Here is a 14,958-nt window from a genome sequence, read left to right as displayed (position 1 = left end):
CTTTCTTGATGGAGGCTAGGTCCTATGGAATTTTGTACCTGCCGCGTCGTTGTTATTTTTTTATAATTTATCAACAAAAATTGTACTTGCTGCCTTATAACTGATTGCTAATGTTTTGTTGCCGTTGCTGATACTGATTGGACCTTCATAAGCTGCGATTTCATCGATCATATATTCTTCGTGGATTTTTAGATCGATCGATACTAGATAATCAAGTAATTCTTTTTCATCTAGTACACGCGCAATGCGTATCTTAGTGCCAATTGGATAATCTATTAAAGTTTGTCGTTTTTCTTCATGGACAGGTTGATCATCTCCTGGGATAACACCACCATGAGGACAAAAATTAGGCTGATTCAAGTAGTCAGACAATCGATTTGCTAAGGTTTGAGAGGTAACATGTTCTAAGACTTCAGCTTCATCATGAACTTCATTCCACGAGTAGTTCAAATGTTCCACTAAAAATACTTCCCATAATCGATGTTTGCGAATAAGCGTACTTGCTTTTTTTAGCCCTATCTCTGTTAGTTGAACCCCTTGATAAGGAGAATGTTCCACTAGTTTTTCTTTAACTAACTTTGAAATCATCTCACTGACAGATGCAGCGGAGACATCTAAGCCAGAAACGATTTGTTTGTTGTTGATTTTATTTTCATCGCCACCTAATTCGAAAATAAGCTTTAGGTAGTCTTCACGATTCGGGGTCATATAGTTCATCCTTTCAAAGAAGCCATCAAGATAAGTTTATCAGAAAATTGTTTTTTTGACCATTTAATAATATGTTAATCTAAAAAAAATGGTCAGTATTTTTTTAATACAAAAAGAGGGTAAAAAACCGTAGAGTTGATAACGTTTTCTAAGATAGAAATAAATCAAAACGATGGATAACGTGGAAATCAGAAATTATCTAAAAATCTATAAAATTTTCAGTAAATGAAATACATTGTATATTAGAAGCAAATTAGTCCCTAAAAAATAAATAATTAAATGGAGGAAGTTATATGATTAACAATGTTGTATTAGTTGGACGACTAACGAAAGAGCCTGATTTACGTTATACTCCTGGCGGAAATGCCGTCGCTACGTTTACGTTAGCGGTCAATCGTAATTTTACCAATAATCAAACAGGCAAGCGTGAGGCTGATTTTATTAACTGTGTGATTTGGCGCAAACCTGCGGAAACAATGGCTAATTACGCACACAAGGGAACGTTACTAGGGGTAGTGGGACGTATTCAGACAAGACACTATGAGAATCAGCAAGGGCAGCGTGTTTATGTCACAGAAGTTGTCTGCGAGAATTTTCAATTATTAGAATCACGCTCCGCTTCAGAGCAAAGACAAAGTGGTTCTGATTATCAACCGAATACGAGCGATAGTGGTGGGAATTACCAATCACAAAATAACTCTAACCAGTCAGCTTATCAAACAAACAATAACGGAATGCCTGATTTTGATCGAGACTCTGATCCATTTGAAGGCTCTGGAGCGGTAATTGATATTTCGGATGATGATTTACCATTCTAAAAAGGAGTATTGATATGAACAGACTGAAAAAAAGTTGGTGGCTGCTATTATTAGCAGTCGCCACACTAAATTTAAGTGGTTGTACTGAAGTGTTGGACAGACTAAACATGAATATAATATCTTTAGTAAGGATCGATCAGCAGCAGTACAAGCTAACCAAACTGAATTACCTACAGAGTATGACGGATCATACCAAGAAATCGTAATTAATGATAATGTACCAACGTATGAACAAGAAGAATTGTCACTAGATAACGGTGTGTGGCAGATATTTTCAGACTTAGATAGTCTCAATCGTGTTGGTGTAGCAAATGCTCTGATTGGAAAAGAATCATTTCAACATGAAACGATAGAACCTTTGTCAATCAAACCAACGGGTTGGAATCAAAAGAAATTATCGGATAGTCAATGGTTATATAATCGTTGTCACCTCGTAGGCTATCAGCTTACAGGTGAGAACAACAACATGAAAAATCTCATGACAGGCACACGTAGTTTCAACACACCACACATGTTGAACTATGAAAATCAGATCATGGATTATATCCGATTAACAGGAAATCACGTTCGTTATCGAGTAACACCTCATTTTATTGGCGATGAATTAGTGGCTCGTGGTGTGCAAATGGAAGCAACAAGTGTTGAATCGAATGATTTTGCCTACAATGTTTATATTTTTAATATTCAGGAAGGATACACAATCGATTACACGACTGGAAAAGCAACAAAGAATTAGACGATGAAATATGGCATACTAACGAAGTAGAAAAGTTATGACGGTGGCTATCTTTGAAGGGTGGTGGTGCTTATGAATGTAAGTGCTAAAATCTTTAGAAAGTAAATGCCTTTTTGTCTGCGTACGAAACAATTCAGACGATTTTTGCATTTGGTATGTTTACCATTGCTTTAATCAGTTTGATTGTGAAGTTACTAAAAAACGACAAAAAATAAATGACCGCTCATTAACTTTGGGAAGTTAGCGATCATTTAATCTGATTTAAAAACTTGCTACCGTCTTAAACGGTTCTACACAAGAGGGATATGTTGAAGTATATCTCTCTTTTCGTTTTCATTATAGCATTTTTTCACTTTGTTTATCAAGTTAATAGAAACTATGCGCTTTGGAAAGGAAAATAATATGAATAAGTATAGTAAGATAAAAAGATTTAGAAGTCGAAATTACCTAATAGCTATAAAAAGAGAAAGATATAGCAAATTTGTAGATTCAGATACTTATATTTATCCTGAAAGTGAATATATACTTTCATGGGATGAATTTTTTTATTAAGTGGGTTAACAATAGAAAAAGGACAACTTTTTAAAGAGAAGTTCATTCACTATTATTTTCATTTTGGTTATTCTGTGGTTGACTTATTAGATAAAAAAGAATTTAATCCATATCAACAGCTGATAATTAGTTATCGTGAATTATACATACTGAAAATTCATTTCCCAACAAACTATACTAATTTTTTATTGAACTACCAATATCAGTTACTCGAACAAAAATATAATATGTACGATGCTATTCCAACAAAAGTTAAGAAAAGATTTATACAATCCGTATATGAAATGACAGATATCTCTGTAGAAAGTATAGATAAATTTTATGAAGGTTATGGTAAATCATATAAAACAGAAAAATTCTGTATGTAAAAATAGGGTATACTCATAATGCACAAAATGAAACATTAATTTAAAGCCTTTTTTAGTGTACATTTTACATGTGCATTAATTAAATTTAAAATGAGGTGAAAAAATGGCAAAAATAGGATATATTCGAGTTTCTTCTACAGACCAAAATCTCGATTGGCAAATTGTCGAAATGGAGAAACTTGATTTAGATATTTTATTTCAAGATAAAATGTCTGGCAAAAATATGAATCGTCCAGAACTGCAAAAAATGTTAGATTATGTTCGTAAAAACGATACAATTTATTTTGAATCATTAGAACGTTTAGGCAGAGACTATGACGAAATAAAGGAAACGGTTGTTTCTTTAAAGAGTAAAGGGGTTAAAGTTCAATTCTTAGACGCTCCTTTTTTAAACTTTGATACAGGAAATGAATTATTAGATAAAGCTATGTTTGATATGTTTCTTTCCTTATTAAGCTATGTAGCACAAAATGAACGTGAAAAGATACGAAGCAGGCAGAAGCAGGGGGTTGCTATTGCAAAAGAAAAAGGAATATACAAAGGGCGAAAAACAGAATACACACATGATTCTCAAAATGTCCAGAAACGAGTGATTTATTTTAAAATTTTAGATTTACTTGAAAAAGGTTACTCGAAAACTGATATAGTAAAAGAAACTGGTGTTAGCAGAAGAACTGTTTACAATATAATAGAACGAAATAATAAAACGAAATAATTTAAGACGGTAGCAAAATTTTATACTAATTTAGTAACTAGTCGACTCTGCTAAAGTTAATGACTGGTTACTTTTTTTTGTCGTTTTTTTGCAAATCCACAATCAACTTAATCAATGCAATGGTAAACATACCAAAGCTTAGAATTAGCTGAATTGTTTCTAATGCCGAAAAAAGGCTTCTCCTTTCGCAAGATTGTGTACTTACTTTCATAAGCACCACCTCCTCAAAGATAGCCACCGTCATAACTTTTCTACCTTATTAGTATATCGTATTATTTATAGGTAGGGGTTCACGTATCAGTCATACGAAATTTTACGGTATAGAATAAAAACCGAACGTATCAAATATCACTTGTTACTTTTGACATATATCAAAAGTAGAAAATATAGATTTTGACATACGGATTTACACTAATAATGACTTTATCAAAATGTATATCTTTTGACAGACCGAACTTAGAAAAACAAACATTATTATAGAGAAGAACTAAAATATTCGACTTTATACCGTAAAATTTCGTTCCACTGATACGTGGACCCCTGATTTTAAAACAGTTTATCAGGCTGTCTCAAAAGAAGAAGCAATTGAGCAAATAGCTTTTATGACAGACAAATGGAAAAAACAGTATCCACGAGTAGTTAAATCGCTCATGAACCCTGCTCTATTAACTTTTTTTACTTCCCTTCGTCAATTAGAAGAACCATATACTCAACGAATTTAATTGTGAAGGATTTAACAAACAATTAAAAAAGTACACAAAGAGAAAAGAACAATTTCCTAATGAAGAATCTCTGGAGAGATTCCTGGTTTCTCAATTCAACCATTATAATCAAAAATTTTTAGGTCGGATTCATAAAGGTTTTAAGTAAATTCAAGATACGTTAGAATCAATGTTTTAACTCTTAACTAAGGGAATGGATTTTCCATTTACACATAATTCTTGACGAAACCATTCTTAATATAAAATTTAGTTGACTTTGAATTAAAAAATGATAACGTCAAGTTATAAAAGGATGTGAATTTGATTTGAAGAACAATGTTTATTCAAATGAAGAGTATATTTTTAATATTATAAAAAAAACTACAACCATTGAAGATAAGATTAATTGTTATCAAAACTATGAATCAATTGATTATTCATATCTTGAAGAATGGAAAGGAAAAAAAAGTTTAATTAATAAAAAGATCTTTAACTATGAATTAGATAATTTAGGGTATTCTCTTGATCAATTTAGTTATGGAGTGTCTCCTTTAAAAAAGGAAAAAATAAATAGTATAAGAAAACAAGATTGGGTAAATATGTTTTTGGAAGTAATGTCTAACTTTGATATTAAAGATTTAAGATTATGTACTGAAAATAAAATTTCAATTTCGTATGCACCATTTTTACAGTATGTATCAAAAAAAATAGACTCTATATTAAATAAATTTCCTGATATAAATATTCCAGTATATGAAAGAAAAAATATGGTAGATATGTTTAATTTAAGTTTATTATCTATCGTTGGGAAAGTTATGATAATTGAGATTAACAATTTTAGAAAAAAACATAATTTCAAAACTAAAGATTCGAAAGAGCAATTGATAGAATGTTTAAATATTTATTTTGAATCAGAAAAAAATTTTTTAGATTTTTATAGAAAATATGCTGTTTGTACTAAATTACTTTGTATGAGAACAGAATACTTTGTAAATAATTTTGAATTCATGTTATCTGCAATCGAAAATTCTAAAAATGAAATTAAGAAATTACTCAATATAGAAAAAATAAATATTGAGAAATTGAATTTTTCTGCAGGGGATTCTCATGAAAAAGGGAAAAGCGTAGTAATTTTGACAATAGATAGTAAAAAAATAGTTTTTAAACCTAAAAATTTAGATGTATGCAAAAAATTTGAGAACTTTATACGTTGGGTAAACACAGATATGAATTTATTGGAGATTAAATTTCCCCGGGGTGTTTATGAGAAAGAATATGCGTTCCAAGAATGGATAGAAGTTGAAGAATGTAATAATGAAAAAGAAGTAGCTGATTTCTATGAACGTTTTGGGTATCTCTCTGCCATATCATATATTCTTTCTGGTACTGATTTTCATTATGAAAATATAATTGCTAACGGACAGTTTCCAGTAATAGTTGACGGAGAAACTTTTTTTCAAAATCCTCCTAAAATTAAAGTGGAAGGAGGAATAGAGGAGTTAGTACAAAGAGAGCTTATGTTTGACTCTGTTTTGAGTTCTGCATTGTTTCCTCAGTATACAAATGGTGTTCAAACTTAGATATCTCTGCTTTCTCAGGAGATAAACAGCAATATAATAAAAAAGTTCTACAGCCTAAAAATTTAAATTCAATAGATTTTAAATATGAATATGATTTCTTTGAAATAAAACAGGCAAAAAATATTCCTCATCTTAAGGGAATTAATTGTGATCCTTTTAGGTATAGAATACAAGTAATTTTTGGTTTAAGAAAGATGCTTTTATCATTTTATAAAAAAAAGTCATTATTGCTTGAGCAAATATCATTTTTTAAAGAGATGAAAATACGATGTGTTCTTAAATCGACACAAACTTATGGAGAGCTGTTGGAATTTTCTTCACATCCTAATTACTGTTCTGAAATGAGAGATAGAGAAAAACTTTTTGAAAATATTTGGGCATATCCTCATGAAGATCAGCGCATAGTGAAAAGTGAACTAGATGATATTTTGTATAACGATATTCCTATATTTTATACTTTTGTTGATTCCCAAAATATTATTGATAGTAGAGGTAAAATAATAGAAAATTTTTTTAAACGATCTGGTTATGAAATTGTAACTGAAAAAATAAAGAATCTTAATAAAGAATCTATAGAAGAACAAGTAGATTTGCTAATAGTTAATTTACAATTGTTAGGTAAAGAGAAAGAAAATGATTTTTCTAATTTATATTGTAATCCAATGACTATAGTTTATGACATATAGTCAAAACTTTATGATTCTAAGTATGTTTTATTTGATAGATATAAAAATGAAGTGACTTGGAGAACAGTACAGATTAATTCGAGTGGGCAACATAGTATAGGACCAATGAATTCTGATATTTATGGAGGATTGTCTGGCATTGGCTTGTTCTATCTTAAACTATACAAAATAACAAAAGATTCTAATTACTATAGCGAATACCGTAATTGCATAGATACTGCAAAAAGAATATCCGAATACTATAATGAGTATGAGTCTGCATATACAGGAGCTCTTTCTCCAATCTACCCGTTACTTCTTGAAGACTATATAATGGGAACCAATTCTAATTATTGTTTTATAAAAAAAACGTTTACTCGATTAGATAAACAAGGGTTTTCAAAAAATGCTAAGATTGATTGGATTGATGGTTTGAGTAGTATTCTAAAATTATCAATAGAATGTTTAAATATAACTGGAGATAGCGATTATATCCCAATAATTCATCGTATTTTTTCGAAGCTATTAGCTTTAATAAAAAATAGAAATAAAGATGAAATTTTTATAGGTTTTGCTCATGGATACTCTGGAGTATCTTTAGCTATGTCGTATTATTATAAATTATTTCCAGCAGATGACATAAAAGATAGCATTATTGAACTACTTGAGAAAGAAATTACATCTACTGATCTTAACAAGTGTTCGTATTGGTGTGCAGGATCAATGGGTATGCTCCAAGCAAGAGTTCTTATAAAAGACATTATCGATAGTAATGTTATTGCAGAACAGATAGAAACTATTAAGGATAAAATTAATATAAAGAATGCATTTACGACATTAGATGATAGTTTATGTCATGGATTGGCTGGTTTTATTTATAATTATGATATAATTTCAAATTTAAAAATTGAAAATTCATTTGATAAAATAGATAGTATAATTTCTTTTATTGCAGTGAACAGATTGATTAATCAGGAGTACAATATTGAAAGAGTTCCAAGCATATCTACAAAAGGTATTTTTACAGGTTATGCTGGTATTGGGATTAGTTTAATTAAGATTCTTTCTAATGATACAGATAACTTACTTACATTGTCTATATATTGAAAATTAAATTAGGGTAGTAAAATCCTATAGGGATTTTATATATATTTTTTTTGAAAGGAGTGATTATAATGTTAGAACAGAATCTTATTGGTAAGGCGTTTGAAGAATTATCAGAAGAAGAGATGAATCTTCTTCAAGGTGGGGAATCGGTAGAGATGCAGTCTCGAACAAGTGCAGGTACACCATTTTTTACTGCTGGAATAGCAATTAGTTTAGCGTTTTGTAAACCTGTAGAAGTAGAATAGAAAAGGATGTGTTTAGTATGAATAAAAGAGAAAGTACAAATGAGGAACTAATTGGTTATGCTTTTGAAGAACTTTCTGATGAAGAGATGGAATTAACTCAAGGTGCAGCTGGGACTTGGTTTTGGATTACGGGTGGTATTCAAGTTTCGGATTGGTTAACTGAATTAGTAAATAGTGGTTACAACTAATTTTTTAAATTACAATAATAATGCGTTTAAGCGTTAAGAATAACTTTTAATTCTTACGCTTAGACTTATTTATTAGCTAATATTATTGAGTTATAATATTCATAAAAAATTAATTTCGACCTCTATTATAGGGAGTGTTATGATAATTTGAAAAAAATGAGTGTAATTCAGCAGATGGAGCATAGTGAGTGCGGTTTAGCTGTAGCAGCAATGTTTATTAGTTATTTTAAAAAAGATGTATCATTAGTAGCACTTCGCTCTAAATATGGTGTTCCTGTAGGAGGACTAAATCTATATCAGATAAATTTGATAATTAAAGATTATAATATAGATTCTAAGGTAGTTCGAGTAAAAGATGATAAAGTATTAAATATTTTACCAGCACCATTCATTGCATATGTTAAAACCAGTCATTTCGTTATTGTAGAAAAAGTACATAGAAATAGTATTATGATAATAGACCCTGCTTTTGGTAGAGTAAAATATAAGTATACGGAGTTCTTAGATATTTTTTCTAATGTTGTATTATTTACAGATGAAAAAAAAAAGAAGAGAAATGAAAAAAACGAAAAAACGAAAAAATTATTAGCATAATAAAAAAAATAGAAAAGCGTTAATAAGTACTTTTTTTATTACTTTTTTGTCACAGTTGATTGCTACAGTTATACCTATTTCAATGCGATCAATTATAGATGATAATAATAAACTATCAATTAATCAATTAGTTACTGTATTGCTATCATTTACTATCGCTTTTTATTCAATTAATGCTTTAAGAAGATTGATTATTACTAAATTGCAAATAGCTTTTGATTATGATTTAACAAGTGAAACAATAGTGAGAATTTTGGCTCTACCATTAAAATTTTTTGTAAATAGAAGTAGTGGTGAATTGATTTTTCGTGTGAATTCAAATTCATTTATTAAGAATATAATAAGTGATAAAATAATTTCTGTGGGAATAGATTTTATTTTTACTCTATTCTATATTTTATTAATGTTATACTATTCTCCTAAGCTAACAATATTGACATTAATTATAGCAAGTATGATTGTTTTCTCGTCTTTTATCAGTAGTAAAATGATTTATAAAGTAAGTCAGAATCAAATCATTTCTGTTTCTGATAGTCAAAACGTTGTTTCAGAAATAATTAGTAGTATATCAACGATTAAATCTGTAAGTGCCGAAGAAAAAATGTTTATGAATTGGGATAATAAAATTAAAAAAAGTATTTTTTTTGAACGTCAAAAGGGGAGATATGCGGCGTTTATATCAACGGTTCCTCTGACATTGCAAATTTTATATCCGTTACTTATTATAGTAAGTGGACTTTATTTATTTCAAAATGAAGATTTATCTTTAGGAACAATTATTGCTTTCAGTAGTTTGGGTGCAGGATTTTTGTCACCGTTAGCATCATTATCTTCTTCATATACAGAAATATTATTAGTAAAAGTGTACCTAAGTAAATTAATTGATATTCTTGATTCTGATGAAGAAGATAGCCTAAACTTAAAAGATATGTTTTTATTAGAGAAAGGAAATATTTCCATAAAGAATGTTTCTTTTAAGTATGATTTACTATCTAAAAATATTTTGAATGATATAAATTTAGAGATTTCTGATGGTGAAAAAATTGCAATAGTAGGTCCTAGTGGATCTGGAAAAAGTACTTTAATTAAGTTATTAACAGGTTTGTACCTTCCAAACTCTGGAGAAATAGAGGTATCCAATAAAAATTTAAAGGAATACTTAAAGCACTCATATAGGAAACAACTAGGAATTGTAATGCAAGATTCGGATATATTTAGTGGTTCTATAAGAGATAATATCCTCATGGGTAGAAAATTCACTGACGAAGAAATTTTGAAAACAGCAAATAAAATCAATTTACTTGAATTAATTGAAAAGTATCCTTCTGGCCTGAATACTCTTATTTCAGAGAATGGACAAAACTTTTCAGGAGGACAAAAGCAACGTATAGCAATTTGTAGAGCAATGATTGGGAACCCTCGCATTATGGTATTTGATGAACCAACAAGTTTTTTGGATAATATTTCTGAAAATGTTATTATGGATAGTATCTTTAAAAATAAAACAACTGTAGTTGTTGTAGCACACAGATTAAGCAATATTAACAAATTTGATAAAGTAATTTTAATGAATAATGGTACAATTGAAGATATGGGATCTCATAGTGAGTTATTGTTAAAGAACGATATATACAAAAAATTAATTTTAAAAAAATAAATTTTTATAATTAATGTAGGAGGAATAATTGCTTTGAAAAAAAAATATATATATGGATTATTAACAGTTATAAGTTTACTATTACTTATTTTTGAAACTGCTTTTAATAAGAATAGTTATTATTTAGATTTTTCATTAGTATGGGGAGCATTTTTTTTAACAAGTTTACAAAAGTTTATTACTTTTCTTCCACTAAAGAAGAGAAAAATAATATCCGTATTTTTGATTTTATTTTCTATAGGTCTCTTTTTTTTAGGAAATTATTTCACCATAAAAGAAATAAAAATAGTAAATATTAGTGGATGGTACTTGGGAATTTTTAGTATTGCATTATTGATTTCGGGTATATTTCAATTAAAAAGATCAAAATCCAATGAATAGGGTTGTGTTGCAAAGTTCTAAAAAATATCAAACTACTCCAATTTTCAAGTGATTTCTCATGCTGTCTGAAGCAAGTTTTCAATTTCATCCCATGGCGAAAAGTCGAAGAGCGATATATCTCTTCGACTTTCTTTATATAATGCAGAAACAACTTCAATTCCTTTGATTGCTGCCGCTTCAGTGTAAGTGGATTGGAAATTATTCCCGTAGGAAAGCCTTGACTTCACCTGTCGGTGATCTTGTTCCAAGATATTATTAAGATACTTGGATTTCCAGTGATTGACTGCTGGTGTGAGAATCCCATCCTCTTTCAGCTCTTTTATAGTTTTAAAGAAGGTGCATGTTTGTCTGTCACAATGGATTTTGGTTGACCATAATCACGAATGAGACGCGTCATAAATGCTTTGGTGGAAATAGTATCTCGATGATTCCTTAGCCACATATCTAGTGTAATCCCTTTGGAATCAATAACTCGATAGAGATACCGATTTTTCCCTTTAACTTTTAAATACGTTTCATCGATCCGCCATGATTTGTTCACATTTCCTTTTTCATTTCGCTTTTTCCACAAATGATAGAGAACTTTTCCATATTACTTTACCCAGCGATAAATAGTGGTGTGATCCATACCAATGCTGAACTTTCTCATCAGTTTTGCACAGTCTCGATAGCTCAAAGAAAAATGATAATAAAGGCCGATGGCCTCAATAATAATTCGGTAACCGTATTGTTTGCCTTTAAGTGGAATAGAATTGATTAAAGCTTCATGTGATTTACAACATGTGGCTTTTCTTGTCTATAAGAATAATATCTCATGCTACTAGACAAAGGGAACTCAAGTTCGTATACTATGAGTAGATAATTCTTTTAGAAAAGGTGAGGTTTATGAAATTTGATTACGACAAAGAACCTAATAGAGATATCTTATATATCGACTGTAAATCATTTTATAGTAGTGTTGAATGTGTTGAACGTGGACTGCACCCGTTGAAAACGATGTTGATTGTTATGAGTGGTGCAGAGAATGCAGGTGGTTTAGTATTAGCTGCTTCCCCCTTAGCAAAAAAAAGTTTTAGGCATAACGAATGCCACTCGATCAAATGAAGTTCCGTATCATAAAGATTTACTGATCGTACCACCACGTATGACACTCTATATGAAAAAGAATATTGAAATTAATCAAATTTACAAATCATTTGTTGCGGATGAAGATCACTCTATTTTTAGCGTGGATGAATCATTTTTAGACGTAACCGATTCTTTAATGCTATTTGACTGCAAAAATGCCTATGAAATGGCAAAGAAAATCCAACTGAAGGTGAAAGAGCAAACGGGAATCTATGTGACTGTGGGTATTGGTTCCAATCCCTTATTGGCCAAGTTAGCCCTGGATAATGGAGCAAAGCATAGCAAGGATTTTATCGCTGAATGGCGTTATGAGGATGTAGAAGAAAAAGTATGGAGTATCCACCCAATGACTGAGTTTTGTGGTATCGGAAATCGCACTGTTAAGAGACTCAATTGGTTAGGTATCAGGACCATAAAGGAAATAACTGAAGCTGATCCCTACCGGTTAAAAAGAGAGTTTGGCGTATTAGGGTTGCAGCTGTATGCGCATGCCTGGGGGAGTGCGAAACGTTCGTAACTGAAAAGGTTACGCACGCTTTGAAGAGTATCGATGAATACTCAATAAGAGTGTGAACTCTTAAACTGATAGATGAAATGACGGATTAACAACCTGAAGCGTCTAGCCTAATACTCCGACATGCAATGTGATTTTGTGTAGTATCATATTGTATGAAGCTCGGTGAAGTCGACTGACAATTACCGTAGTATCAGATTCTTGATAACCGAAATACCGCTTTCTGTGGTTGTAATTAATAGGTCGGGATTCTATAAAGTTAGTATGGTGAGAATGTCTAAAAGACTGACGAACTTGCGAATGTACGCTCCTTAAAGGAGAATCATTATAAATGATGAAGTCAACCCGCGTGTTGATGCATTTCAAGGATGAGTAAAAATTTCCCCTATGAAAATCCTGATACTGTTACAGGCAGTATAGAAAATGCAGGAGTAAAGTAAGCACCTAACCTAATATGGACAGATAAGTTTAAGGGAACGTTGGAAACCATTGACGTGGAAGGAAACACACCTTTTGAAGCGTTGAAAAAGAAATCATAACTTTTCTTTACAATGGTGAAAGTAGTGGCACGACCTGTGAAAATTTTGTAATGAAACGGGAGGAACAGCCACAAGTCATTTTATAAAATTAAATAGCAAAACTTAATCAAAGCATGGATTCTTGTAGGATAAAAAAAAGATTACCAATATATTAATAAAAGGCTGGTGGTTAAACCATGACACAGAACATAACCAAAAATAGTTCTTTGAGATACGCTGAGTACTATGATACAACAAGTTCCATGGACAAACTTTATAAAACGAGTTCTGAAAATCACATATTTAAAAATTTGATGTGCTATATTCTGTGTGAAAATAATATTCTTTTAGCATATAGAAATATTAAACGTAATACAGGAAGCAAAACAGCGGGCGTTGACGGTAAGACCATTTCAGATATCGAAGTTCTTCCAACTTCTACATTTCTAAAAATAATTAAAAAAAAGTTTTCATACTATAAACCTAGACTAGTAAAACGAGTAAATATCCCAAAATCCAATGGTAAAATCAGACCTTTAGGGATTCCTTCTATATGGGATAGGATTATTCAGCAATGTATTCTTCAAGTTTTAGAACCCTTATCGAAGCCAAGTTTTACAAACATAACTATGGTTTTCGCCCTAATCGTTTCACAGAACATGCCATTGCGGCATGTCATCAAAAAATAACCTTGGCACATTTACAATATGTTGTAGACGTTGATATCAAAGGATTTTTCGATGAAGTAAACCATACAAAGCTAATGCGGCAATTATGGACATTGGGGATTCGTGATAAACAATTATTAGTAATTATAAGGAGAATCTTAAAAGCACCTATTCGATTTCCTAATAGTACAACAGTTATCCCGAATAAAGGCACATCTCAAGGTGGTATACTGTCCCCTTTGTTAGCAAACGTTTGTTTAAACGAATTTGATTGGTGGGTTGCAAAACAATGGGAAACGAGAACGGCAAAAGAATACAAAGCATACTTTAGGAATAATGGAACACTATACAGAGGAAATTACTATAAAAAGTTGAGAAGTAGTACGAATTTAAAAGAAATGTATCTCATTCGTTATGCAGATAATTTCAAAATATTCTGTAGAACTAGAAAGGAAGCACAAAAAATCTTTATAGCTGTTAAACTATGGTTGAAAGAACGGCTAAAACTCCCGATATCAGAGGAAAAATCGCACATAACGAATCTTAAAAAACAAAGAAGTGAATTTCTAGGATTTGAACTCACCATGAAACCAAAAAGAAAGTCTTATATTATGCGCTCTCATGTAAGTAAAAAGGCGAAAAAAAATATAAAGAATCAGCTCAAAGAACAAATAAAGGTTATTCAAAAGTCACCTAATAGTGATACGGCAATTAGAAATATTGCCATTTATAACAGTAAAGTAGTGGGCATACACAATTATTATCGAATAGCAACCATGGTTAATCTTGACCTAAATAGAATTAATTATGAATTGAAACTAGCTATGAATAATAGATTGTCTAAGTATGGACTTAGTAAAAACGGAAAGTATAAAGGGACCGATAGAAATATCCTTCCCTACCTATCGTCTAAAATGGTGAGGTATTTAAATAATAGACCTATCCTTCCCGTTGGATTTGCAAAGCACCGTAAACCAATGAATAAGAAGATAACTATTATTAAAGAAAGATTAGAAAATATCGCTAGCTTGGACAAGATAAATTGCGCTTTGGTAGATAAAAGGACTATTGATTATTTCCTTGAGAATCTTTAAAATAAACAAGCAACTGTATAA

The 14,958-nt window shown here is 30.7% G+C and carries 15 protein-coding genes and 3 pseudogenes; 15 read left to right on the top strand and 3 right to left on the bottom strand.

Going from position 1 to position 14,958, the window contains the following annotated elements:
- Positions 1-60: 60 nt before the first annotated feature.
- Positions 61-708 carry a metal-dependent transcriptional regulator gene (locus tag IGJ34_RS12115; protein WP_206835840.1) on the bottom strand — a complete coding sequence of 216 codons (648 nt, stop codon included), beginning with the start codon at positions 706-708 and terminating at the stop codon, positions 61-63.
- 293 nt (positions 709-1,001) lie between these two features.
- Between IGJ34_RS12115 and ssb the strand changes: the two genes are divergently transcribed.
- The 4 genes from ssb (at position 1,002) to IGJ34_RS12095 (ending at position 3,897) form a co-directional block, all read left to right on the top strand.
- Positions 1,002-1,526, top strand: a complete 525-nt coding sequence (gene ssb / locus IGJ34_RS12110; protein ID WP_430597556.1) for a single-stranded DNA-binding protein — start codon at positions 1,002-1,004, stop codon at positions 1,524-1,526.
- A 241-nt stretch (positions 1,527-1,767) separates the two neighbouring features.
- Complete coding sequence (locus IGJ34_RS12105) at positions 1,768-2,262, top strand: DNA/RNA non-specific endonuclease (RefSeq protein WP_430597555.1); 495 nt, start codon at positions 1,768-1,770, stop codon at positions 2,260-2,262.
- Between the two features lie 113 nt (positions 2,263-2,375).
- Positions 2,376-2,477 carry a putative holin-like toxin gene (locus IGJ34_RS12100; protein WP_069653760.1) on the top strand — a complete coding sequence of 34 codons (102 nt, stop codon included), beginning with the start codon at positions 2,376-2,378 and terminating at the stop codon, positions 2,475-2,477.
- Between the two features lie 808 nt (positions 2,478-3,285).
- Entirely contained in the window at positions 3,286-3,897 is a 612-nt protein-coding gene (locus IGJ34_RS12095) for a recombinase family protein (RefSeq protein ID WP_206835844.1), read from the top strand.
- A 67-nt stretch (positions 3,898-3,964) separates the two neighbouring features.
- Here the strand turns inward: IGJ34_RS12095 and pepG1 are convergent, their stop codons facing one another.
- Positions 3,965-4,108, bottom strand: a complete 144-nt coding sequence (pepG1, locus tag IGJ34_RS12090; RefSeq protein WP_340689660.1) for a type I toxin-antitoxin system toxin PepG1 — start codon at positions 4,106-4,108, stop codon at positions 3,965-3,967.
- A gap of 331 nt (positions 4,109-4,439) precedes the next feature.
- Between pepG1 and IGJ34_RS12085 the strand changes: the two are divergent.
- From IGJ34_RS12085 to IGJ34_RS12045, 9 genes and pseudogenes are all read left to right on the top strand, one after another.
- A pseudogene (locus IGJ34_RS12085) lies at positions 4,440-4,767 on the top strand (transposase); the annotation flags it as partial.
- 157 nt (positions 4,768-4,924) lie between these two features.
- A complete protein-coding gene (locus IGJ34_RS12080; protein WP_430597554.1) occupies positions 4,925-6,178 on the top strand; it encodes a DUF4135 domain-containing protein in 1,254 nt (417 codons plus the stop codon).
- Positions 6,142-6,864, top strand: coding sequence for a DUF4135 domain-containing protein (locus IGJ34_RS12075; RefSeq protein ID WP_430598538.1), 723 nt, complete (start codon positions 6,142-6,144; stop codon positions 6,862-6,864). The genes IGJ34_RS12080 and IGJ34_RS12075 overlap by 37 nt, the downstream gene beginning before the upstream one ends.
- A gap of 105 nt (positions 6,865-6,969) precedes the next feature.
- Positions 6,970-7,950 (top strand): lanthionine synthetase LanC family protein, encoded by a 981-nt coding sequence (locus IGJ34_RS12070; protein WP_430597553.1) that lies wholly within the window; start codon positions 6,970-6,972, stop codon positions 7,948-7,950.
- A 68-nt stretch (positions 7,951-8,018) separates the two neighbouring features.
- On the top strand, positions 8,019-8,195 hold the full coding sequence (locus tag IGJ34_RS12065) for a mersacidin family lantibiotic (protein ID WP_206837909.1): 177 nt from the start codon (positions 8,019-8,021) through the stop codon (positions 8,193-8,195).
- A 17-nt stretch (positions 8,196-8,212) separates the two neighbouring features.
- Positions 8,213-8,383: a mersacidin family lantibiotic gene (locus IGJ34_RS12060; protein ID WP_206837912.1), complete on the top strand. Its 171-nt coding sequence runs from the start codon at positions 8,213-8,215 to the stop codon at positions 8,381-8,383.
- Between the two features lie 156 nt (positions 8,384-8,539).
- Entirely contained in the window at positions 8,540-8,977 is a 438-nt protein-coding gene (locus IGJ34_RS12055; protein ID WP_430598537.1) for a cysteine peptidase family C39 domain-containing protein, read from the top strand.
- 22 nt (positions 8,978-8,999) lie between these two features.
- On the top strand, positions 9,000-10,634 hold the full coding sequence (locus IGJ34_RS12050) for a peptidase domain-containing ABC transporter (protein ID WP_430598536.1): 1,635 nt from the start codon (positions 9,000-9,002) through the stop codon (positions 10,632-10,634).
- A gap of 33 nt (positions 10,635-10,667) precedes the next feature.
- Positions 10,668-11,015 (top strand): hypothetical protein, encoded by a 348-nt coding sequence (locus IGJ34_RS12045; protein WP_206837918.1) that lies wholly within the window; start codon positions 10,668-10,670, stop codon positions 11,013-11,015.
- 56 nt (positions 11,016-11,071) lie between these two features.
- On the opposite strand, the pseudogene IGJ34_RS12040 reads toward IGJ34_RS12045, so the two are convergent.
- Positions 11,072-11,763: pseudogene (locus IGJ34_RS12040) on the bottom strand (IS6 family transposase).
- A gap of 137 nt (positions 11,764-11,900) precedes the next feature.
- Here IGJ34_RS12040 and IGJ34_RS12035 point away from each other — a divergent pair.
- Both IGJ34_RS12035 and IGJ34_RS12030 read left to right on the top strand, forming a co-directional pair.
- Positions 11,901-12,642: pseudogene (locus tag IGJ34_RS12035) on the top strand (excinuclease ABC subunit A); the annotation flags it as partial.
- Positions 12,643-13,749: 1,107 nt separating this feature from the next.
- Positions 13,750-14,937: a reverse transcriptase domain-containing protein gene (locus IGJ34_RS12030; protein ID WP_430597552.1), complete on the top strand. Its 1,188-nt coding sequence runs from the start codon at positions 13,750-13,752 to the stop codon at positions 14,935-14,937.
- Positions 14,938-14,958 lie beyond the last annotated feature (21 nt).

Origin of the sequence: Enterococcus sp. AZ177 (assembly GCF_050544585.1) — a bacterium.
In the GTDB taxonomy this organism is placed as follows: Bacteria; Bacillota; Bacilli; order Lactobacillales; family Enterococcaceae; genus Enterococcus_L; species Enterococcus_L plantarum.
The sequence above is the reverse complement of the archived record's forward strand: the minus strand, read 5'-3'. Positions and strand labels throughout refer to the sequence as shown.